Source organism: Cohnella luojiensis (genome assembly GCF_004564235.1).
Classification (GTDB): Bacteria; Bacillota; Bacilli; order Paenibacillales; family Paenibacillaceae; genus Cohnella; species Cohnella luojiensis.
In genome coordinates, this window is the sequence record NZ_SOMN01000004.1 from 47334 (window position 1) to 69584 (window position 22251).

At 53.1% G+C, this 22251-nt stretch carries 13 protein-coding genes; 1 reads left to right on the forward strand and 12 read right to left on the reverse strand.

From position 1 onward, the window contains the following. Positions 1-11: 11 nt before the first annotated feature. The 12 genes from E2980_RS05245 to E2980_RS05300 form a co-directional block, all read right to left on the reverse strand. A complete protein-coding gene (locus E2980_RS05245) occupies positions 12-989 on the reverse strand; it encodes an ABC transporter permease (protein WP_240702894.1) in 978 nt (325 codons plus the stop codon). 182 nt (positions 990-1171) lie between these two features. After that, positions 1172-2689: an extracellular solute-binding protein gene (locus tag E2980_RS05250; RefSeq protein ID WP_135151095.1), complete on the reverse strand. Its 1518-nt coding sequence runs from the start codon at positions 2687-2689 to the stop codon at positions 1172-1174. Between the two features lie 127 nt (positions 2690-2816). Further along, on the reverse strand, positions 2817-4199 hold the full coding sequence (locus tag E2980_RS05255; RefSeq protein WP_167746984.1) for an ABC transporter substrate-binding protein: 1383 nt from the start codon (positions 4197-4199) through the stop codon (positions 2817-2819). 146 nt (positions 4200-4345) lie between these two features. After that, positions 4346-5323, reverse strand: a complete 978-nt coding sequence (locus E2980_RS05260) for a carbohydrate ABC transporter permease (RefSeq protein ID WP_135151097.1) — start codon at positions 5321-5323, stop codon at positions 4346-4348. Continuing rightward, positions 5320-6216 carry a carbohydrate ABC transporter permease gene (locus E2980_RS05265; RefSeq protein WP_240702895.1) on the reverse strand — a complete coding sequence of 299 codons (897 nt, stop codon included), beginning with the start codon at positions 6214-6216 and terminating at the stop codon, positions 5320-5322. Before E2980_RS05265 ends, E2980_RS05260 begins: the two co-directional genes overlap by 4 nt. Further along, positions 6213-8336 carry a DUF5696 domain-containing protein gene (locus E2980_RS05270; RefSeq protein WP_135151098.1) on the reverse strand — a complete coding sequence of 708 codons (2124 nt, stop codon included), beginning with the start codon at positions 8334-8336 and terminating at the stop codon, positions 6213-6215. The genes E2980_RS05265 and E2980_RS05270 overlap by 4 nt, the downstream gene beginning before the upstream one ends. A gap of 103 nt (positions 8337-8439) precedes the next feature. Next, on the reverse strand, positions 8440-10455 hold the full coding sequence (locus tag E2980_RS05275; protein ID WP_167746985.1) for a YIP1 family protein: 2016 nt from the start codon (positions 10453-10455) through the stop codon (positions 8440-8442). Positions 10456-10499: 44 nt separating this feature from the next. Beyond that, on the reverse strand, positions 10500-11357 hold the full coding sequence (locus E2980_RS05280) for a carbohydrate ABC transporter permease (protein ID WP_135151100.1): 858 nt from the start codon (positions 11355-11357) through the stop codon (positions 10500-10502). 4 nt (positions 11358-11361) lie between these two features. Beyond that, positions 11362-12333: a carbohydrate ABC transporter permease gene (locus E2980_RS05285; RefSeq protein ID WP_240702896.1), complete on the reverse strand. Its 972-nt coding sequence runs from the start codon at positions 12331-12333 to the stop codon at positions 11362-11364. Continuing rightward, entirely contained in the window at positions 12330-15281 is a 2952-nt protein-coding gene (locus tag E2980_RS05290) for an extracellular solute-binding protein (protein WP_135151101.1), read from the reverse strand. The genes E2980_RS05285 and E2980_RS05290 overlap by 4 nt, the downstream gene beginning before the upstream one ends. Then, positions 15278-16408 (reverse strand): ABC transporter ATP-binding protein, encoded by a 1131-nt coding sequence (locus E2980_RS05295; RefSeq protein WP_135151102.1) that lies wholly within the window; start codon positions 16406-16408, stop codon positions 15278-15280. The genes E2980_RS05290 and E2980_RS05295 overlap by 4 nt, the downstream gene beginning before the upstream one ends. A gap of 474 nt (positions 16409-16882) precedes the next feature. After that, positions 16883-18976: a carbohydrate-binding protein gene (locus E2980_RS05300; protein WP_135151103.1), complete on the reverse strand. Its 2094-nt coding sequence runs from the start codon at positions 18974-18976 to the stop codon at positions 16883-16885. A 392-nt stretch (positions 18977-19368) separates the two neighbouring features. Between E2980_RS05300 and E2980_RS05305 the strand changes: the two genes are divergently transcribed. After that, positions 19369-22086, forward strand: coding sequence for an alpha-mannosidase (locus tag E2980_RS05305; RefSeq protein ID WP_135151104.1), 2718 nt, complete (start codon positions 19369-19371; stop codon positions 22084-22086). Positions 22087-22251: the final 165 nt, after the last annotated feature.

Below are 22251 nucleotides of genomic sequence, written 5' to 3' on the forward strand. Positions count from 1 at the left end.
TTCGAATTCCATTAGAAAATCGCGGAATCTTTGTCCGCCCGGCGCGCGACGTAGTTGCTTGCAAGAACGAGAACGAACGCGACGATCGATTGAACGAACCCGGCGGCCGAGGCCATGCCGATATCCCCGGATTTGCGAAGGCTGCGGTATACGAATGTATCGATAACGTCGGTCGTCGGAAACAGCAGCGCCGCATCCCCGACCATCGCGTAGAACATCCCGAAATCCGCGTTCATGATTCGTCCGACCGCAAGCAGCGTCAAGATCATAATCGTCGGCTTTAGCATCGGCAGGCTTATATACCATGTTTGCTGCCATCTGGAAGCCCCGTCTATGGAAGCCGCCTCGTAATAGGAATTGTCTATGCTCGTGAGCGCCGCCAAGTAAATGATCGTTCCGTAGCCGGTTACTTTCCACCGGACGGCGAGAGTCAGAATGGCCGGCCACAATCCCGCTTCGCTGTAGAAATCGATAGGCGCAAACCCAAGGGACTGTATGATCCGGTTAATCGCTCCGCTTTCGAAATTCATCAGATTATAAGCAAATACGCCTACGACGATCCATGAGATGAAGAATGGAAGAAAAGTCAGAGATTGCGTGATTCTCTTAAAATACTTGTTCCTGATTTCGTTAAGCAGCAGCGCCAGCCCGACCTCGAAAACCAATCCTACCGCAATAAACAAAGCATTAAGCAAGATTGTGTTCCGTACCGCCCGGTAAGCCGAGTCCGAGGTAAGCAAATAATCGAAATTGTTCATTATGGGCTGAGCCCAGTCGCTCCCGAAGATTCCTTTGCTGAAATCGAAATTCTTGAACGCGATGACCAGACCGGCGAGCGGTAAATAGTTAAAAAGAAACAGGAGCGCGGCGGCGGGTAGAAACATCAGCAGAATCGTTCGATTACGTACAAGCTCGCGAATGACTCCGTTGCTCTTTAGGCGAGTTCGCGTCGAAACGCTTCCGGCTCCCGTCACGATCTTCATGGCCATCTGCCTTTCTCTCGTGGGATGCTTTAATCATAAATCCGCGTCCCGGCGCTTTCTATGAGTCAAAATTAAACTTTGCTGGCTAGAATTGTCCCTCTTCCGACATTCGTGCCTCTCGCCGCGACAGAAAAAGCCGTCCCGGCGCGGGGCGGCTCTTGATCTCTCATTTTTCGATTCCCAAAACCCTAATCTTTATTCGCCATATACTCGTCGACTTGCCTTTGGACCTCGGCGATGATTTTGTCCAATCCGCTTTCCCTCTGCATTCGGGCGTAATTCGCGACCTCGTGCTCGACGTTATCGGTTTTGCCGAATTCGATCGGTTTTCCGACCTCGTTCGCCAAGCGATCCCTTCTCGCAACCTCGTCCTTGATACGATCGTCCGAGATTAGAAGCCCGTCTACGGGGGAATTAATATTCATCGGCATGCCAGCGAACTCCGCTTCTTTTACCCAGAAATCTCCGGGGTACGTAGGCGTCGGGCGCATGAATCGCGGTTTCCAGAACGCCCAGCGGCTATCCCACTCCATGTAGTTGCTTGTTATGTATTGCATTCCCTGGGGATACTCCGCGGCTTCCCCGGAAAGAACGTACGTCTTTCCCTCGATCCCGTATTGCACGAGATCGTACAGCACCTGATCCGTCTCGATCAAGTCCAAGAACCTGAGAACGAGATCCGGATGCTCGGAATTCCGGTTAATGGCTAGCACGTTGGCAAGCGCGGTTCGGTTTACGTGCCTCTTCTCCGGATAAATGAGGGACATTTGCTGGCGGAACGACGGATCCACGAAACCGGGATCGGCGGTTGCCCACTCGTGGGACGTGATCGTGAACAGCAGCTTCCCGTTCCTCCACTGGTCGGCGCCGTTCTCGTTGTCGATGGTCGCATCCCGGTTCAGGATTTTATAATCGTTCCATCTTTTGCTCATGAACGCGGACTCCAAGTAGAAAGGCTGCTGCTCGATCGCTTGAACGGTCATCTTGGGATCGTTCAGATAGAAGCCTAGACCGTGAAAAGCAAGATCGACCCATTCGTCCCGGGTCAAATACAGCGAGAGCGGAGGAGTTCGGGACAGCTTCACGTTGGGAAAAGCATCCTTAAGCTCATGCAAGAGAACATCAAGATCCTCGATCGTTCGGATCGAATTCGGCGGTCGTACGATTCCGGCTTTCTCCGCAAGATCGACTCTCCAACCCACGAAAGGCCGTTCGTTCATTTTCAACGTCCACGGTAGTCCCACGATTTCCCCGTTCAAGGTCGCCGCCTCCAACGTTCCTAATTCCTCGTACTTGCGGAATAGGTTCGGGGCATATCGGGGAAGGAGATCGTTTAGCGGCAAATAGGACCCCCGTGCGACCATTTGCTTGTAAGACTGCCAATCCGCGTCGAAGTTCATGTCCCACTTGTCCCCGGCCGCGGCCTTGATCAACATTTTCTCCTTGAAATCGGTAAACGGGATAAAATGAACATCGAACTTCACGTCAAGCCCCTTGGATTGAACGTATTCGCCCACCTTGTTCCACACTTCGTCCGTCGCCGCTTTTTTCTCCCCGCCGAAATAGAACTTTAGCGTGACCTCCGTTCGCGGCGTCAGGGTAGGAGATTGATCCCCCTGCTTGCTGCACGAGGCCAGAATCATTTCGATCAGCATTAGAGCAGCCATTACGATGATGACGCGGATACGGATCTGTATAGTTGGCATGCACGCTTCTCCCTTTATTAAAACGTATACGTAGGAAATTCAATGCGGGAATCGAATTTTCCTCCTATTCCGGGAACCGCAAAAAGAGCGGAATCTATCTTCCGCTCCCTAAGATACTGCTAACGCCTTACTTCAAGGTTGCCCTCAGCTCCATCGTCTTTTTGTTCCAGGCTTCGGTCTGCGGAATAATCTCGTTGATGTCGCCTTCGCCGAAAATAATATCGTTCATGATGTTGTTCCAGTTGTATTCGCCCCATCCCGGAATCGTCAGTCCCGGCTGGATTTTGGCGTTTTCCCGCGCGAGCTGAACGGCCGCGGTATTCTTCCCTTGCCACATCGGCGTTTGTTCATAATAAGCCGTCAATTCGGAATCGACGACCGATGCGTTCGCGCCTTGGTCGATCTTCCACTTCTGGGCTTCTTTCGTGAACTGGAAGCTGAGCCACAGGAATGCTTCTTCCTTATGCTTGGATCCGGCGAGAAGAGCGAGCGGACCGTAGATCGTATATCCCGGCTGGCTCACTTTGCCCCTTGGGAAAGGCAATACGTCCCACTCGAAATTGGCGTTTTTCTTCAAATTCGGCAGCACCCAGTCTCCGCCGATCGCGAAGCCGGTTTTACCGTTAATGAAATCGCGAGTGACGTCGCCCTGTTGTGTTGCGGCGGCATTGCTTAATAAAGAACCGTCCTTCGTCACGAACTCCTTCAGCCATTTCACGTCATTGATGACATCCGGCGTATTCATCATGCTTTGCGTCAAATCCTCGTTCATGTATTGAAGGTTTGCCGCATGACCGTCGGCGATCGCTTTCGTGCTGAGCAAGCGCATTTGGAACTCGGGTTGCGTCGTCAAGCCGTATTCGCCTGCATCCGGGTTCGTCAGCTTCTTGGCGATATCGCGGAAATCGTCGTACGTCCAATCGTTAGGCGGCATTTCCAAGCCGTTCTTGGCCAGAAGATCCTTGTTCACCAGAATCCACATCGGAACGTCCACCATCGGAACGGCTAGCTTCTTGTTGTTGTACGTCATCGTATCGAAGAATCCGTTCGGGAACGTCACGTCTTGGAAAATGAGATCTTTCTCGATATACGGGGTCAGATCCTCTATTAAGCCGTTCTGGTCGAACGAGATCAGATCCTGGTCGATCTCCGTCACGTCGGCCGGCGTTCCCGCCGCTTCCAGCGTAGCGATGATTTCCATGATCGGTTGGCTGTTGACCGGGATTTGCTCGATCGTGATCCATGGGTATTTCTTGTGGAATAACTCGTAAAGCTCATTATAAGAATCCTTCCAAGAAATAAATTTCAAGGTCACGGGCTCATGATTCTCCTCGGAAGCCGGTTGGCTGGCCGATTCCGATGCGGGCGCGCTGGCGCTTGGGCTTGGGCTGGACTCCCCTCCGGTTTCCTTGCCGTTGCCCGCTTCGTTATTGCCCGAGCAAGCGGATAAAATAACGCTAAACACCAATACGATACTTAACAACCATGCCGTCGAACGTTTGTTTTTCAATGGTATTTCCTCCCCTGGAATAGTGTTTCATCCTGAATCCGCGATTCTGAATCAATGATTGCCTTGCGCGTAAGTTAAGCCGTTTGCCGCACTTTCTTCCCCGCGGCACCACCTCCCTTAATGGGTTTGCTTATCCGTCGAACGATTTATTCCACGATCCCCGTTCTTTCGATCCCGGTCACGAACCAACGTTGCAGGAACATGAACACGATGATCGGCGGGAAAATGATCAAGAAAGCGGCGGCCATCTTGGCGCCTTCCGTAACCGGATTTTCGATCGTGTTCCTTTGCCCAAGCAAAGAAGGATTGAGCACGTCTTCCAGCCGGTCAAGGCGAATGGATAGCGGCGTGAAATCGTTCGCCAGGAACCACGAAGGCTCGTAATACATGTTCCAATACCAGATGAAGGAGAAAAGGAACACGACAAGACAAGCCGAGCGGGCGAGAGGAAACATGATGCCGAAGAACAGCCTTAGCGTCGACGCGCCGTCCAGCTTGGCCGCTTCCTCCAGGCTTAACGGCTGCGACTTGAAAAACTGCCTGAAGATCAGAATGAACAGCGCGCTCTTGAGTCCTTGCCCGAAAAACGCGGGGATAAGGAACACGAACGGAGTATTCAGCAGCCCCAGCTTACTGTAAATGACGTATAGCGGAATGATGATGATTTGAGGCGGAATCAGGAAGGTCAGAATGACGAGCGCCGTGAACAAGCCTTTGAAAGGAATCGAAAGCTTGGCGAGCGCATAACCCGTCATGGCGCAGACGAGTACCTGCACGAGTGAGCAGGAAATGGCGATCAGCGCCGTATTCTTGAGCGCGTCCGGATATTGCAGTCCTCTGAACGCATCGGACACGTTCTGCCAAGTGACCACCCGCGGAATCCAAGTGACCGTCGGATCGAGAAGATCGTTTAAATTTTTGAGCGAAGTGCTGATCATGTAGAAGATCGGCTGCAAGTACAGATAAGCGACTATCGTAAGAAGTCCGTACAGAATGAGGTTGGCAAGCAAGCCGTCCGAGATATTTCGTCCCAGCACCACGACCTTGATTCTCTGGGCCGTACGGCTCCAGAAAATCCCCTTCACCTGCCTGCTTACCTTTTCGATCCATAATTCCCCGTTCATCGACGGTCCCTCCTTGTCTTCACGCTCCTGCCGAACAACAGCAGCACGATGGCGATCAGAACGAAAATAAACCCGAAGTATATCCAAGCAAGCGCGCTGGCGTAGCCATATCCGGTATCCATCTTGAACATGTTATCCCTTATGTGCGCCAAGACCGGGTTGAGAGGAAACGTGAACAAATCGATAATCGTGTACAGCACGTTCAGGCTTATGAAAGGAACGCTTGCCGGCAGCGTAATTTTCCAGAAGCTGTCCCAAGGAGAAGCCCCATCGATGCGGACCGCCTCGTAGATCGTGGGAGAAATCGTCTGGTACCCCGCGATGAAGATCAGAATTTGCACGCCCGAGTACCAAAGAATCAGGATGGCCCTGCTTAAGACGCTCATGATCGTTTCGGCGAATTGCTTGCCGATGTATTGCTCGATAAGAGGCTCCAGATTGTATTGCTCGATAAAGGGTATCTCTCCGGCTCCTTGCGTGAATAACTCCGACAGCACCTGTCCGGTCGCGAAAATAACGGGGAGGAAGAAGATCGCGCGATAGAGAAATCTCCCCGGAAAACGTTGGTTGAGCATTAGCGAGATCAGCAAAGCGAAAATGACGATCATCGGAACCATCAAGAGCATTTGTTGGAAGTAAGTGATCAGTTCGATCGGAAATACGTTATCCGTGACGAACGCGTCCTTGAAATTTTTCATCCCGATCCAATCGTATTTGAACCCTCCCGGGACGACCGCCACCTTGTGAAGGGACATGAACAACGACCAGCCAATCGGAATAGCTACGAAGATGCAGAAACCGATCAGCCACGGAAGCAGGAAGAGCAGCCCGATGCCGTATCGTTTCATGAAGTAAAGGCGCTTCTGCCAGGCGATTGCTTTCGTCTGATTCATGCGCCTCCGCCTCCTTCCACTTCGAACGTTCCCCGATCGTAATCTACGATGACCCGGGTGCCGTCCTCGTAGGTGGTCGCGAACCGCTTGCCGGCAAGCTTCTCATGGTCGACGATCTTCTGCGCGTACAGCTTGGCAAGGGAATCGAATTGGCCGTATTCTTGTCCGATGCGGTCCGCCCACTTTTCGTATTGGCTGCTGAAGAGGAAGAACCAAATGTGGAGATCCATCATTTTGCGGGATTCCTCGTAGGTTAGGAAGAACGTCGGCATCGCTCCGTATTCGATCGATTTGAGGAACTCGGTTTGCACGTCGTTGCGTAGATTCCCGCCGTCTCCGAAGCTATAGGGGACATACCCGTGAAGCACGATCGGATAAAACGGCACGGTCTCGTCGATCATGAAGTCGTAGCTGGAATCGTTAGGCAGGTCGTCGATGTAATCGATCTCGCCCAAAGAGTAATCGTTGCCCCTGTATACCCCGGCTGAACCTAGCTCCTTCCTCGTGTAATCCAGGAGGCCTTCATAGATATTGATCGCGTCCTCGCGGGTCATGAGCCCCGTCGGATCGTAATCGTTGAACACCATCGATCCGAGCCCGTCATAGAACAATCCGGATACGCCGATCTCCTTCAGCTCTTGAATCGAATCGTACGCCAGGTCTACCGTTCGCGCGGGCTTGCTTAGGAACCAGCTTTCGTCCTTGAATACGGTTCCGTCCATTTTCCTTACTCCGCTGTTCTTAGGCGACAATGAAGTGCTCGTATCGTCCAACCAAATCAGTTGGTCGTAAAATTGAACGTCGATATCGTCCTTGCGCATTTCCGACACGAATTCTTTGGCGGCGGATTTGCCGCCGAGCTTTTTCTCGATTGGGAAGCGGTTATCCAGCCTGTGGCCGCCCATGTTCTGCCAGCCGTAATAGACGACCTCCATATTGGCGACTCCCTTCTCTTGAAGGCCTTTCACGATTTCCGCAGCTTGGGAGAAGGTCGTCGTAGGGACATATTCGATTTGGTTATAGGCTTCGCGGAAGCCGCCCCCCATGATTTTCAAATAAAGCGGAACATGCTCTACAGGTTGCAAGGGACTTCCCAGCCCTCCGGTTTCGGCAAGATAATCCCGGTAAGCGTTGGCCATCCCGACGTAGCCGGAATCATCGCCTTCCAAGAACCGGTATTCGATCTCCCGGTCCGTCTTCAGCCGCTCCTTCTGAACCGCTTTGACCGGAGCGGAAACCCGGCTCCTCTGATACAGGTAGTTCTCCCGGTAAATCTGGCTCGTATAGACGTTGTAGAACGACGATTTTAAACCGGGCGGCATAGCCGCGATGTTCGACGAATCGCCTCCCCGGCTAATGACGGCCAAGAATGCGTTCGTTCCCCTCTTCATTCCGAAAACGGGGTACGCGATATCTTCCCGCCTTTCCCCCGAACGGGACCAGTTGAGCATGTTGGTCACGTCGAGCCCATACACCTGGTGAATGTACCCCTTGGATATATCAGCGCGATTACTGGTGAATTTAATCAATCCGCCGGGTCCGTCGGGAACGAAGATATAGCCTTCTTCACCTGCCGCAGCCGCTCCGAAGTAGGGCAGCAAGTCGAGGGAAAAGACGACGAAATCCCCTTCTTCCTTTATTCCTTCCGTCGGCACGCGCACCTTAAGCCCGTTCGCGGTCAGCTCGTATTGAATGGCTAGACCGAGCTTCTTCTCCGTAAAGCGGTAAGAAATCTGGAGACCGGCGTCGTTCTTGACCATTGCGATCTCTAGCTTAGGGTCGAGCGCGTTCACGACCTTCTCGATCGTCTGGTCCTTCCCCGAGGTCGTGACGTAAGTCAGGGCGAAAGGTGATTGGAGGTTGGCTAACAGCAAGCCTTTGACCGTTTCATTGGCTATTTGCTCTTTCGTCGGATTGCTCGACCACCGGTAGCCCGACCGTTTGTCGAGGAGAGCGATCTGCGTGTTATCCGGGCGCACGTAGAGGGCATATTTCTCGTTCTCCAGCGCCAGGGCAAATCCGTCTGCCCCCGACTTGGGATTCCATGGCTCTCCCTCGAAGAGAGGAGCGCGGACGGAGAACGGCGCGGGGATTCCCGCAGCTTCAAGCGCTTCCCCCAACGGCGTCTCTCCTTCCCGAAGAAAGAAATACAGCAAGAGTAGTACGATTACGCAAACGGCCGAGGCGATAAGCTTTACGCGAAGCGATAGGCGCTTGATGAAATTAACGATAGAAATTCACCTCTTTGTAAAGCTGGTAGACGAAGTCGTACAGGTTGTATGACAATCCGAAAACGATGAAACCGAACAGCCAAATCGTGGCGATCGCGAAGACGGTGATCGCGATATTCTTGAGCGATTCCACGAAATCGAAATTATGGATGACCTGCGTCATGACGATAAACATAGCTGCCATCCAAAGATACATGACCGAGGTTAACGATCGGATCAGTACCGCCTCGTCAAGCGTTAGAACATTGGACAGGATGACGATCGGAACGGAAAAAAACAAGTAAGGCGCCAATGCGTAAGTACTGCCTTGGATGACTTCCCTGAATTTGCCTTCGCCATCCTTGATGCTGCATACGAGATAGTTGGCGATGATCCACGTCACCCATGGCAGAACGAACAAACCCATAATGTTAGGCAGGTTGATCTGAGAGCGTTGCACGGGATAGAACAAGAACCCGGTCCCGTATAGCGTGACGATCTTCATGACCAGAACGCCGACCAGCAGAATCACGATGACCCATGGGGACACCCGCGCCTCCTTCAATTTGTAGAAGCCTTGATACGGATGGAGCATCACGTAGCCGAAGTTGCGCAATTCGGCTAAAGGACGGTCCAGCGCCGAAGGCAACGGCTTGCGGGTGAGTAGTCTCTTGATAGCCCTTGGCGTGAATTTCAACAAAAGCCCTATGGCAACGAGGGTTAGAACGAGGCCGATGAAATGGTTCTGCAGCCATTCCAGCCGGATTTCCCAGTAAGCCTTCGAATAACCTTTCGTATCGTAAGCTTCCTTCATGAAGGAAAGCGCCAGTTCGTTATTCTTCTCTTCCAAGTACACCTTGCCAAGCCCCAGATAAGTTCCGGTAAACATCTCGTTACGGGCGTATACCCTTTCCCAGTAAGGCTTGCTTTCCGCGTATTTGCCGTCATCGTAGAGAAGAATGGCGTTCATGACGTCGTTGCCGAATTCGCTTCTCGTGAATTTGTGGACCGTTTTCGTGCGGCTGTCCGTCACCCAAACGTTGCTCTTCGAATCGATTCCGATGCTCGTCGGAAATCCCATGACCCCGTATTGCTGCGTATTGTTGTCCGTGAACCCGAAGGCGAACAACGCATTCCCGTTGCGGTCGAAAATATTGATCCGGCCAAAGTCCAGATCCACGTTGTACAGAAATCCGTGCGAATCTATGGCGACGTCCACGATACCGTGGCTATGCTGGAACGTCTTGCTCTTGAAGGCGTCCACGCCTCCCGCGTTAAGCTTGCGAATCGCCGCCGCGCCGAAGTCGCCCGCCGTCGACGTATAGATGAAGCCTTCGTCGTCCAGTGAAATATTCACGATCGGCTTAGGCAGGCTGGCCGTTTCCTTCGCTAACTGCTCCTTGTTGAGAATGAGCTTCTTCAGCCAATTCAGCAGCGTTTGCTGCGCCTTATTGGCTCCGAAGAAGCCCATGAATTCCCCTTCCTTGTTCATGCGAAGCAGCCCCTGATAGGAGGAATTCATCGCGACGTACATGACGCCTCGCCGGTCTACTACGAGCTTAATCGGAACGAAGTGCTCGGACTGCAGAAGGGGCGACGTCGGCTTCTTGTATTCCCGGACAAAGCTGCCGCCGGCGTCGAACACGGCGATGCGCTGATTGCCCGAATCCGCCACATATACCTCTCCTTCCGGCGTAACGAACACGCCCTCCGGAGAATTGAGCTGGCCTTCGCCTTCGTCTTGACCGATCGTGCGGATGACCGTTCCGCCGTTGCCCAGCACGAAAATACGGTTATTCCCTTTGTCCGCCACATACACCGTATCGTCCGCGCCGATATGGAGATCGACGGGCTCTTCGAAGCCGTCCCCATAGGCCCCCATTGGCTTGTAAATCGCCTGAATGCCATCCCAATAGGAACGATTGCTGTCAAAATACGTGGTCTGGTACGGAATTCGCGCATGCATCGTTTCCGGAGCGGCCAGCAAAGCCGTCGCTGCCAGAAGCAGAAAAGCAAGCAATCTCTTCATTTCCCGACTTCCTTTGCTGGTGGAATTACTTGAATGACTTTGCATTACTTGATTCCGGAATGGATCATCGTCTCGAGCACCTTCCTCTGGAAGAGGAGGAAGATAATCAGATTCGGGATGAACATCAGCAAGCCCGCGGCGGCGGCCACGTTCTGCCCCGCAACGCTGTTCTGCAAACCGCTGAGCAAGCTATTTACATAGAAGGCAAGCGTTCTCATCGTCTCGTCCTGCATGAACAAGGTCGATGTCTCCACGTCCCCCCACACGCCCTGGAACGTGAAGATTGAGATCGTCGCGATCGCAGGCACGGCTAGCGGCAGCACGATCTTGGTGAAAATGCCGATGTGGCTTGCCCCGTCGATCCTCGCTGCCTCCATCAGCTCCCCGGGAATTTGGGAGATAAAACCGACGAGCATGAACACCGCGATCGGCGAGGCCAATGAAGGCAAGATGTGCCCGAGGTAAGTATTGTGCAAATGAATGCCGCTAATGATCAGGTATCTTGGAATGCCTACCGTCTCCGGAGCGAACATCAAGGATAACGTTATTAGGGACAGAATCAACTGCTTAAAATGAAATTGATATTTCGCGAGCACGTATGCGGCCATCGTGCTTACGACGATGACGCTGATTAACGTGAGCGCCACGACGAACACGCTGTTGAACACGTAACGGCTGAAAGGAACGGTTGCGTTCGTGGCGTGGAGGAATAACTGCTCGAAATTGCTTCCCGTCGGATTCTGCACGAAAAATCTCGGCGGAAACAGGAACAGCTCATTCGTCGGCTTGAAGGCGTGATTCAGAATAAAAACGATCGGCAGCGACATGAACGCGGCAAGAGCGGTAAAGACGGTAACCAGGATGACCTGGAACGGCGTTATTCTTCGAAGACGTCGAATCATCGTTCTACAGCTCCTCCTTCGACCCGAACAGCCGGTAAGCGAATCTCATGGCGAAATAGCTGACGAGCAGTAAAATGACTGAGATTGCGGATGCGTACCCGAGCTCGAAGCGGATAAAAGCGTAATCGTCGATATGGTTGATCACGAGATGTCCGGCATATTGCGGCGTGATCGGCAATCCCGTTAGTTGGGTCGAGATGCTCCCCGCCTTTAACGTCGTGACGATCGTCATGACGGCGCTGAACAGCATCTGCGGTTTCATCGACGGAATCGTGATAAAAAACACTTCTTGCAGCCGGTTGGAGATTCCGTCGATGCGCCCGGCTTCGTACAATTCCCGGTTTACCGTCTGGAGCCCGGCCAGCATCGCGAGGAAGCCGACGCTAAAGCTGATCCAAAGCGAGACGATGATCATGACCTTGAGCAAATATTCGGGCTTCTGCAGCCAGACGATCGGATTGTCGATCCAGCCCATCTGCAGCAGAAAGTTGTTAAGATACCCGACCCTGTCCCCGCTGAAAGCGGCGATCCATACGACGGATAGCGCCACGGCCCCCGCCATCGAAGGGGCGTAGAACGCTAGCGTGTAATAATCGCGGATTTTGATCGGAAGCTGGTGAATCAGCCAAGCAAACAGAAACGCTAGCAGGTAGCCGCCGGGTCCGACGATCAGCGCGAACAGAAAGGTGTTCGGAAGCGCCTTGGTTAGGAAAATAATATCTTGCGTGAACAAGGCGATATAGTTATCGAATCCGATGAATCTTAGAGATCCGAAGCCGTCGTAAGACGTAAACCCGAGCGTCGCGGCCATGACGACCGGAATCACGATGAACACCGCGAAGCAGATCAGGAACGGCGCGAGGAACAGGTAGCAGAAGCTATCGCGGCGAATTTCCGCCCAGAACCTGTTCCATCTTAAGCGAATGGAAGAAGGCGTCCCCGCTCGGGTCAAACCGGGAGTAAGCTCGGTATTCATCGCTCGGTTTCCTCCCATTCGTAGGGCTCTTGAATTTGCGGAATTCGCAGATCTTCATTGCCGGAGATGCCGAAATCCTTCTGTCTCCGGTTCATTTCCCTCTGAAGGGACAGCTGCGCTTTCTCAAGCGATTCCTGTGCGGGCATTCCGTCGAAAACGGTTCGATTCCACGCGAATTCCATCTCGCGGTTCAGGAAGTAATATCCCGGAACGTAGGGCATGTTCTTCGCCCATCTTGCTTGCTCCCTGAGCCCGAGCAGATCGTCGTTCGGCCAGGATAAGGTCTTCATGGCCTCGACGTTAGCCGTATTCCATCGGAACTCGATGCCGTAGAACGATTCGATATCCTTCGCGTACCGGGCTTGAACGTCTTCGGAGGTCCACCACTTCAGGAATTCCCAAGCGTCGTCCTGCCGCTCGCTTTTCTTCATGATCATAGCCGCCGATAAGCCTTGCGGCGACCATCTAGCCACTTCTCCATCGGTTTGCTCGATGCCCGGAAGCGGAGCGATCATCCAATGCCCGGTAATCTCCGGCGCAGCGACGAGCAGCTGCACGTACGTATTGAAATCGGCGACCCCGATAGGCAAATCCCCGTCGCGGAAATGCTGGAAGAAGGCGGGGATATCGATCGGCAGGTTGTATTTACGGAACATTTCGGTCCATTGCTTGAATGCTTTTTGTCCGTTATCGCTCGTCAGATTCGCTTTTAAGCCGCCCGGAGAATAGACTTCGGCTTCATTCTGGAAGAACATCGTCGCGAAATCGGCCTTCGGGAAATTCATCGTCATGCCGTTTTCTTGCAGCGTCGGCAGAATATCGAAGACGTCCTCCCAAGTGTCGGGTACTTTAAGGTTCAAGTTTTCGAAAATATCCGTCCTGTAGAAGAGCATCTGAAAGTTCTGCACCTCGGGAAGGCCATAGGTTCCTCCGTAGTAGGCCAATGCCCGCCCGACGCCGGGTATGAACCGTTCCCATACTTCCCGGAAGCCGGGAAAGGAAGACAGATCCTGCGCGGCGTCCCGCATCGCGAAATCCGCGGGTGTCGCTTCCCCGATGCCGAGCGCAACGTCCGGCACGTCTCCCGCCGCGTTGCCTAGCACGAGAACATTCGGATTGGGCATCAGGTTGATATTCACTTCGATTCCCGTCCTGGGCGTGAAATCCTGATCCACCATCTCTCGCAGCAGATCGACGTAATCGCGTCCCCTCTGCACCCATATCGTCAGCGCTTCTTCCTTGTTGTGCTTGCGGGTATCGTAATCCATGTAGAACGAGCGCCCGAAGTCTACGATCGAATAAGGCACCCGCGATAGAACCGTCGGCTCCTTCAGTCCCGTAACGGTATCCGGAGTACGAACGACGATGTAATCGAACAGGAGCGGTTGTTGCGTAAGGGTTGCCATCCATGTTCCGATATTGTTCTGGATCGTCGCGAAGTCGTTGATCTTGTTCGGAATGTCGTTCACGTCCTCCAGCAGATCCTCGAGAATCGTAACGGACACCCTGATCGCTTCCGACAGATCTGAATTCTTCCGGTTTAATCCGTTGATATAATCGCGTATCGCCGACAATCGCTCTATGAAGCCTTTCATTTTCTCTTCGATATCCGGATCGAATTTGACCATGTCCCACGTTCTCGTGGAATCCATGTTCGCGTCGAAGGCGTTTTTGCTGTAATTGCCCGTAATCAGCCTCACGTGCCTGTCGAAGTCCGCCAATTGGTCCAACGTATCCTTCAAGGCCAACGTCACCGGTTGGAGCTCCGAGGAGTCGGCCGTCATTCGAAGCGCGTGGTCGCCTTTTGTTAAATAGAACTTATACGGCTTTCCTTGAGAATCGGCAATCGTCGTAATGAGGAACTCTTTGTGGTAATCCAATCCGAAATGGTACATCTCCGAGAACGGCGTCTCGCCGTCGATTTCCAAGGTACGGTACGCCCGGAAGCCGTTGCGGTAATTCTGGAAATTCTTCAAGTCGATCTCGTACCACCCGTTCTTCGGAACCGAGAATTGCCATTCCACCCACTCGCCCGGCAATCGCCACCTCTGACCTCCGAGTACGTTATAGGTGATGCGTCCCTTTGGATCGGGAGAGATATACGGCTCCGACCAATGTTCCGTTTGGATGGCCAAGCTGGACTTGCGCTTGAAATTCTCCGCCTCGATGACGGTATACCATTCCGGTTGCGCAGCGAAGACCGGATGCGCCGCTTCGTAGTCCGCATAGGAAGCGGCGGGCTCCGTCTTTGGCCGGAATGACAGGTTACGCAAGGCAACCGGCTCTCTCTCTCCGATCAGGCGCAACGTATGCTCGCCTTGCTCCAACCGGTATAGAAGAGGCTCCGATGATACCGAAAAATCGGATAACGCTTTCGTCGACCAGCCGACGAGCTCCGTCTGCTGAGGACGGATCTGCATGCCGATCTCGTTGCGGTCATACGGGTACTTCGCATCTTTCCATAGCCGTTCGAGCTCGAGATTTTCCGATTCCTGGAAAGGATAGCGACCGTCGATCTGCACTCCCCGAACGACGGAGGCGTTTCCTCCCTCTAGCGGCTTGTAATCCACTTGCAGCTCATACCATCCGGCGGCTGCAGCGTTAAATGTCCACTCCACCCACCCCTGGGAGTTGCTCCAATGCAGCGATGGTCCTTCCGTGTCCCCTTGAATGGATAACTCAGCCTCTTTGGCGGCATTGGAGTAGTCGGCCACCGCAATATCGATCGGCTGACCGGTATCCCGCTGCCCTGCATCAGGGGATTCACCCATCAGCTTCGCGTAAGGCTGCGTTTCCTTGTCATCCTCATAAGAAAGCAATTCCGATGCGCTTACGTTCGATGCGTAGATCGCGGGCTCCGAACCGGAAATCCAGCGAATAGTGCCGAATAGGATAACGGCGGCCAATAAGAGTCGTAGGACGAGGCGAGGATAGTTAATCTTCCTCATTCCTCATCTCCTCCATCCGCCAATGAAATCCCCGTGTTTTCGTCGAAGAAATGCAGCTTGCTCATATTGAAACCGATTGCAGGTTTATCTTCGTTGCGGTAAGCCGTTCCCGGATCGGTTCTCGCGATGATCTTCGACTCGCCGACGGTCACGTAAACGTAGGAATCGGCTCCGGTAACCTCGGTCATCTGCACGGCCGAGGTGACGAATCCCTTCTCGTCATCGTCGGGTTCCGGCGTCTTCAGCAAGACGTGCTCCGGACGAACGCCCAGAACGACGTTTCGGACCGCCCGGTTCATCCGGTCGAATAGGCCATCGTAAGCACTCGGCAGCAAAAGCTTCATCCGCTTGTTGTTGAAGTAATAACGGCCTTCCTCGCGGGTGACGCTGCCTTCGACGAAGTTCATTTGCGGCGAGCCGATGAAACCGGCGACGAACAGGTTGGCCGGTTCGTCGTAGAGCCGCTTCGGAGGAGCGACCTGTTGGATCACTCCATCCTTCATGACCACGATTCTCGTACCCATCGTCATCGCTTCCACCTGGTCATGGGTGACGTACACCGTCGTGCGCTTCAAGTCGCTTTGCAATTTAATGATTTCCGCGCGGGTCTGGGCTCTCAGCTTGGCATCCAGATTCGAAAGCGGCTCGTCCATGAGGAACACTTGCGGTTCCCGGGCGATAGCCCTTCCTAACGCGACGCGCTGCTTCTGTCCTCCGGACAGCTGGCTCGGCTTGCGATCCAGCAAATGCGAGATCTCCAAGATCTTGGCTACCCGGTTTACCCTCAATTCGATTTCGTATTTCGGCGTCTTGCGCAGCTTCAGGCCAAGCGCGATATTCTCATACACCGACAGGTTCGGATATAACGCGTAATTCTGGAATACCATCGCGATATCGCGGTCCTTAGGCGAGACGTAATTCACGAATTTATCGTCAATATACAATTCCCCGCCGCTGATCTCCTCGAGACCCGCGAGCATGCGCAGCGTTGTCGATTTTCCGCATCCGGAAGGACCGACCAGCACCAGGAATTCTCCTTCTTCAATGGAAAGGTGGAAGTCGTTAACGGCTGGGCGCGACTCCCCTTTGTATTGTTTGAACACATGGTTGAACGTGATGCTTCCCACCTATTCTCACCTCTCGCTTTTTCTTTCCATACCTTGCCTTCATTCATGTTACCGCACTCCCAAGCGGGCAAAACAGGAGTGAAACTTGGCTTTTGCAGTCAAATATTAGCCTCTCGGACGCAAACGGCCTTGGTAGATTCGAAGAGTTCGGAACAAAGCTTTTTCAGCACTCCCGAAGCTGCTTTTTCACGGTCGAACATTGGTTAGGAGCTCACGCTAAAAAGCCGCCCTGTGCTGGACGGCTTGATCTAAATAAGCGTTTCTGGTGCGGATATTTGTTTAGTCGGAGGCACTTTTGGCGAAATAAGCGTTCCTGGCGCGGGTATTTGGTTAGTCAGTGGCACTTTTGGCGAAATAAACGTTCCTGGCACGGGTATTTGGCTAGTCAGAGTCACTTTTGGCGAAATAAACGTTCCGGGCGCGGGTATTTGGATTCCCAGGCGCTTTTGCTAACCCGGGAGCCTCTAAACAAAGTTACTGATGACTTGTCGGATGATTTACCGTTATCGGAATCTGCCCTTTGAACAGCCTGTTAATGTCCCCAGCCAGCCGGAGGTAGAAATCCGACGAGACGGCCACGCCGTCCGCGTCCAAGGTTAAGAAATATTGATCGGTCGGAATCATCGAGCTATTCTCCGCAGCCTTGGCGATGGCAGTACCTTCGTCATACTCGTCGAACATCGCGATATATCCGGTATTAATGCCTAGATTCTTCATGTTGTAAGCTTGCCTCCACATGAAATCGCCGTGCAACCGCGGGATCTCGTTCCTCTTTTGCCCCTTCATGTTGGACCATGCGAAACCCGGCCAGATAACCGGCTGATAGACGATATTACGTTGCTGCGTATAAGCAAAATCAGGCCCGTATTGATTCATTGAGTAATTGTCCACGTCGCTGATTCCACCAAGCCCGAAGCGTCCTACGAACCAGGGTGATAGCATGTCTAAGGATTCATATATGCTCATGAAGCCTGGCTTGGAATCGTTAATCCCCGTCCTCCAGTACGTCGGTACTCCACCGATGACGTATAGCCCTTGGTTCTTGAACCAACTGATAAGATCCGCATGCTCCGCCGCCGTACCGATGCGGTCATTAAAGCCTATGCCCCAGATGCAGACGACGGTTTTCCCGTTCTGCTTGGCATACGCGGCAGACCCCGTCAAGTTCATATTGTTAACGATATTCGTCGTCCAATCGTGCTTTATTGCGTTCACCCAATTGCCGGCGTTCATTCCCGTAATGTCGTACATCACGTAAAATTTGCGGTTGTAGATCTCCGCCGCGTTCTTGACTTTGATAGCTACGCTGTCCCGGTTCGTCTTCCAATTGTTCGGCGTATCGCTTTCGTCCGCTCCGAAACGCTGCAAGGCGGCCCCGTCGATGTTATACGTCTGCATCCATTCGAAATGCTTGTTGACCGTTTCCTGGTCGTAGGAGGAGAATAGTTTCGACTGTGTCCCGTTTCCGAAGTTCGCGAGATTCGTCTGATAGAGCTTTGAATACTCCCTGAGATCAGGATAGAGCTCGAAATTCACGTTTGAGTTCGCGGTCGGAATGTTGTTGTCCTTAGACCAATGAACCCAACCGTTATTCGGGGACCCGTCGCCGACCGCGTTAAACCAGCCTTGGTACCCCGCGAAGATTTTGCCGACCACGTCTCCTCCGGTAACCGGAGGGGTAGTGCCGAACTTAAACCAATTCACGTTGAACAAGTTGCCTGCCCCTCCCGTGAACTTAAAGTAAACGTTGTGGATACCCGTCGCGTTGGCTACGGCGCAGGTTACGGTGACCCAGTTTTGCCAGCCGCCCGTTCCCGGCACGGGGCAAGTTCCCGCCAAGGTACCGCCTAAGCTGTCCAGCCTGACCTCGATATTCCCCCCGCTAGCGTTACTGGCGACGCGAGCTTGCAACGAAGTAGCTCCGGCGCCGAAATCGATGCCGTTAAAAAGGACGTAGTCGCCGTTATCGATCCATCCTATATTCTGACCTCCCTCGCTGGAGGCTTCTGTTTGGATGCCGGATTGACTGTTATAGGCCTCCGCTTCGATCTGGCTGAAGGCTGACAGACCGCTGGCGAATTTGAACCATAGGATGTTAAAGAGGTTGCCGCTACCTCCCGTGAATTTCAGATACAGAGTATGAACTCCAGTTGCGTTGCCGCTTAAGGTGCAGGTTTGGGTCGTCCAATTCTGCCAGCCTCCGGTTCCGGGCACGGCGCAAATGCCTATGACCGTTCCGGTTAAGCTATCTAGCCTGATCTCGATATTCCCCCCGCTTGCATTGCTTGCGACGCGCGCCTGGAAGGATGTCGCCCCGCTTCCGAAATCGACGTTGGTAAACGCGATATAATCGCCGTTATCGATGAACGCGACGTTCTGTCCTCCTTCGCTGGAAGACTCGAGCTGGATTCCGGACTGGGAGCTAAACTCCGATGCGGCGGTCTGGTTAAACGCCGAAGCGGCGGAGGCGACGGACGGCGAGAACGTAAACTGGGTAAGAAGAAGAACTGCCATTAACAGCCAAACGACGATAACGTTTCTTTTGGATCTAGGGTTAAAGGTTTGCATAAATGAATACCCTCCTCGGTTTGATAATTCTTGCATTTCGGGAAAACGTATTCCGAAACGAACGAATGACGACGCTCCTCCTCTCCCTCCCTAATGATTGCTTAAACCGGTTGCAGCACTATTTTCCTCTCACCTCCCTTCCTGTTCCCTGATTTCATGAAAGGGCTTTCATAAATCTACTCACCATTTGGAACAATCTTATAATTACTCTCCCCCAGTGCGATATGAGACGATCTTATAATTTACCATGGAATTCCTATCCATTTTCCCGAAATTCTCCGCTCGCCAAGATCGCACCATAAAGTTTGCTATTCTCTCATTGTCCCGAACATGGCCGCTCCCTTACACTTACCGCGTATATCCTATTTCACCCAAAGAAAAGAGGCACCCCCATGAACACGCCGAAACGGGTTATCCACGTCATCTCCCATACCCACTGGGACCGGGAGTGGTATATGCCTTACGAAGCCCACCACGTTAAGCTCATCCAGACGATGGACGCGTTGCTCGAAACTTTCGAATCGGATCCGGAATTTCGCAGCTTCTATCTGGACGGCCAAACCATCGTTCTGGAAGATTACTTGCAAGTGTATCCGGAAAAAAGAGAGCTGCTGCAACGATTATGTAAAGAAGAGAAAATTTCGGCGGGTCCTTGGTACGTACTTCAGGACGAATTTCTGACGAGCAGCGAAGCCAACGTCCGAAATCTTCAGATCGGCCATCGCGACGCCTCGGGCTTCGGTCCGGTTTCCAAGTTGGGTTATTTCCCCGATTCCTTCGGAAACATGGGGCAGGCTCCCCAGCTTCTTAAGCAGGCCGGCATTAACAACGCCGTATTCGGCCGCGGAGTCAAAGCAACGGGCTTCAACAACCAAGTCGGCGAGGATTCCAATCTGGAATCCCCATTCTCCGAGTTGATCTGGGAATCGCCCGACGGCTCGCAGGTGCTCGGCATATTGTTCGCCAACTGGTACAACAACGGCATGGAAATTCCCGTTGATCCCGCGGAAGCCGAATCTTATTGGGAGCATCGGATCGAGAGCGCTTCCCGGTACGCTTCCACGCCGCACCTGCTGCTCATGAACGGATGCGATCATCAGCCCGTTCAGACCGATCTCTCGGAAGCACTTCGGGTCGCCCGCGAATTGTATCCGGAGCATGAATTCATTCATTCCAACTTCGACGATTACATTAATGATGTTCTTTCTTCCCTTCCGCCTAAGCTGAGCGTGACGCGCGGAGAACTCCTGGGGCAGAAGACCGACGGTTGGTTCAGCCTGGTCAACACGGCATCCGTTCGGGTCCCGATCAAGCAATTGAACCAACAAAATCAGACCCTCTTGGAGAAAGTCGCGGAACCTTTGGCTTCCCTTGCTTTCGGAGAAGGCAAATCTTATCCGCACGCTCTGCTACATTATTCATGGAAAACGCTCATGCAGAACCATCCTCATGACAGCATCTGCGGCTGCAGCGTCGACGAGGTATACCGCGAGATGGAGATCCGGTTCGCCAAGAGCATGGAGGTGGCCAAGGCTATCGTTCAAGAAAGCGCAAGGCACCTTAGCGAAAAGGTCGATACAACCGCCTTCGAGTCGTTCGGGTGCGATGCTTCGCCTTTCATCGTCTTTAATACGAGCAGTTACGAGGGATCTTCCGTCGTGACGTTGGAAATCGAGTGGTCCAGGCGATATTTCAAGCAAAGCGAGAATCCGGTTCAAGTAGCGGAGGAAGTTCGGCTTAGAACGCATGCGGACGGTTTCCTCATCAACCATCTGGGTGACAGGGTCGACTTCGAGGTCGAGGACTTGGGGGTGAGATTCGGTTATGACTTGCCGGACGATAAATTCAGGCAGCCATATATGGCCAGAGCGTTGAAAATTACCTTCGAGACGGGACTTCTACCCGCGATGGGTTATGCGACTTTCGCCTGGATTCCCGATTCCGATCATGGACGGATAGATAACGGAGGTTCGCTGGTTACGGGGCCCGCGACGATCGAAAACGACAGCCTTCGGGTTACGGTGGAAGCCGATGGCGGAATTACTTTGCTCGATAAGGTTAGCGGCCAACTCTTCGAGGGATTGGGGCATTACGAAGATGTCGGGGACGTCGGCAACGAATATATTTTTAGGCAGCCGGACGACGACATCCCCTTAACGACGAAGGGAAAACCCGCTCAGGTTCGGATCGTCGAGAACGCTCCGTACCGCGCAACTCTGGAAATCGCGCAAACGATGGAAATCCCGGAATCCGCGGACGAATTACTTGAGCAAGAGGTCCGAACGATGGTATCCATCCTCGACCGAAATTCCGGGCGTTCTAAGAAACTCGTCACTCTGAACATCGTTACTAGGGTTAGTTTAGAGCGATTAGGCAAAGGCGTCCGCGTAAGCGTCTCGTTCGATAACCCGGCCAAGGACCATCGGATTCGCGCTTTGTATCCGACGGACGTTCGGGCTTCGACACATTTCGCGGATTCGATCTTCGAGGTCGCCGAACGAGAGACCACACCTACCAAGGAATGGAAGAACCCGAGCTACTGCCAACACATGCAAGCTTTCGTAGACGTTCATGGGGATAACCGAGGACTGACGATAGCAGGAAAAGGCTTAAACGAATACGAAACGTTGCTTGACGGACGGAACACGATTGCCGTTACGCTTCTTCGGGCGGTCGGCGAGCTAGGTGATTGGGGCGTCTTCCCGACTCCGGAAGCGCAATGCCTTGGCGCGTATTCCGCGGAATGGACGATCCTTCCGCACCGTGGACACGACCGCATAGACGCATACCGGGAAGCTCACCGTTTCGCCGTCCCCTTGACTCCTTGCCAAACCGGCGTTCACTCAGGGATCCTTCCTTTTCGTTACGAGTTCCTGCAATGGGATGGGGAAGGCGTTCTGTTTTCCAACCTGAAGACGAACGAGGAGCGGGGAGATTGGATGGCGAGATGGTATAACGTTACCGGAGCGACTAGCGAAATACGAATTTCGGCGTCTAAGGACGGAAAGACATACCTTAGCAACATATTGGAAGACGAAATGGATGGAGAATTGAACGGGGCTGTCACCGTAACTCCCTATCAAATCGTGACCGTCAGGTTTCGGATTTAAGAGGCGAGGGCAGTTTATTAGCCTTGGCGAGAGTTAGCGTGGATGTTCGGGTGCGGCGAGGGCAGTTTATTAGCCTTGGCGAGGGTTCGGGTGAATGTTCGGTTTCGGCGAGGGCAGTTTATCAGCCTTGGCTAGAGTTCGAGTGGTTGTCGGGTGCGGCGAGGC

Coding starts and splice junctions, on each gene's coding strand:
- E2980_RS05290 (WP_135151101.1), bottom strand. CDS start 15,281: ATGAGGAAGATTAACTATCCTCGCCTCGTCCTACGACTCTTATTGGCC.
- E2980_RS05275 (WP_167746985.1), bottom strand. CDS start 10,455: ATGAAGAGATTGCTTGCTTTTCTGCTTCTGGCAGCGACGGCTTTGCTG.
- E2980_RS05280 (WP_135151100.1), bottom strand. CDS start 11,357: ATGATTCGACGTCTTCGAAGAATAACGCCGTTCCAGGTCATCCTGGTT.
- E2980_RS05285 (WP_240702896.1), bottom strand. CDS start 12,333: ATGAATACCGAGCTTACTCCCGGTTTGACCCGAGCGGGGACGCCTTCT.
- E2980_RS05245 (WP_240702894.1), bottom strand. CDS start 989: ATGGCCATGAAGATCGTGACGGGAGCCGGAAGCGTTTCGACGCGAACT.
- E2980_RS05300 (WP_135151103.1), bottom strand. CDS start 18,976: ATGCAAACCTTTAACCCTAGATCCAAAAGAAACGTTATCGTCGTTTGG.
- E2980_RS05250 (WP_135151095.1), bottom strand. CDS start 2,689: ATGCCAACTATACAGATCCGTATCCGCGTCATCATCGTAATGGCTGCT.
- E2980_RS05305 (WP_135151104.1), top strand. CDS start 19,369: ATGAACACGCCGAAACGGGTTATCCACGTCATCTCCCATACCCACTGG.
- E2980_RS05265 (WP_240702895.1), bottom strand. CDS start 6,216: ATGAATCAGACGAAAGCAATCGCCTGGCAGAAGCGCCTTTACTTCATG.
- E2980_RS05260 (WP_135151097.1), bottom strand. CDS start 5,323: ATGAACGGGGAATTATGGATCGAAAAGGTAAGCAGGCAGGTGAAGGGG.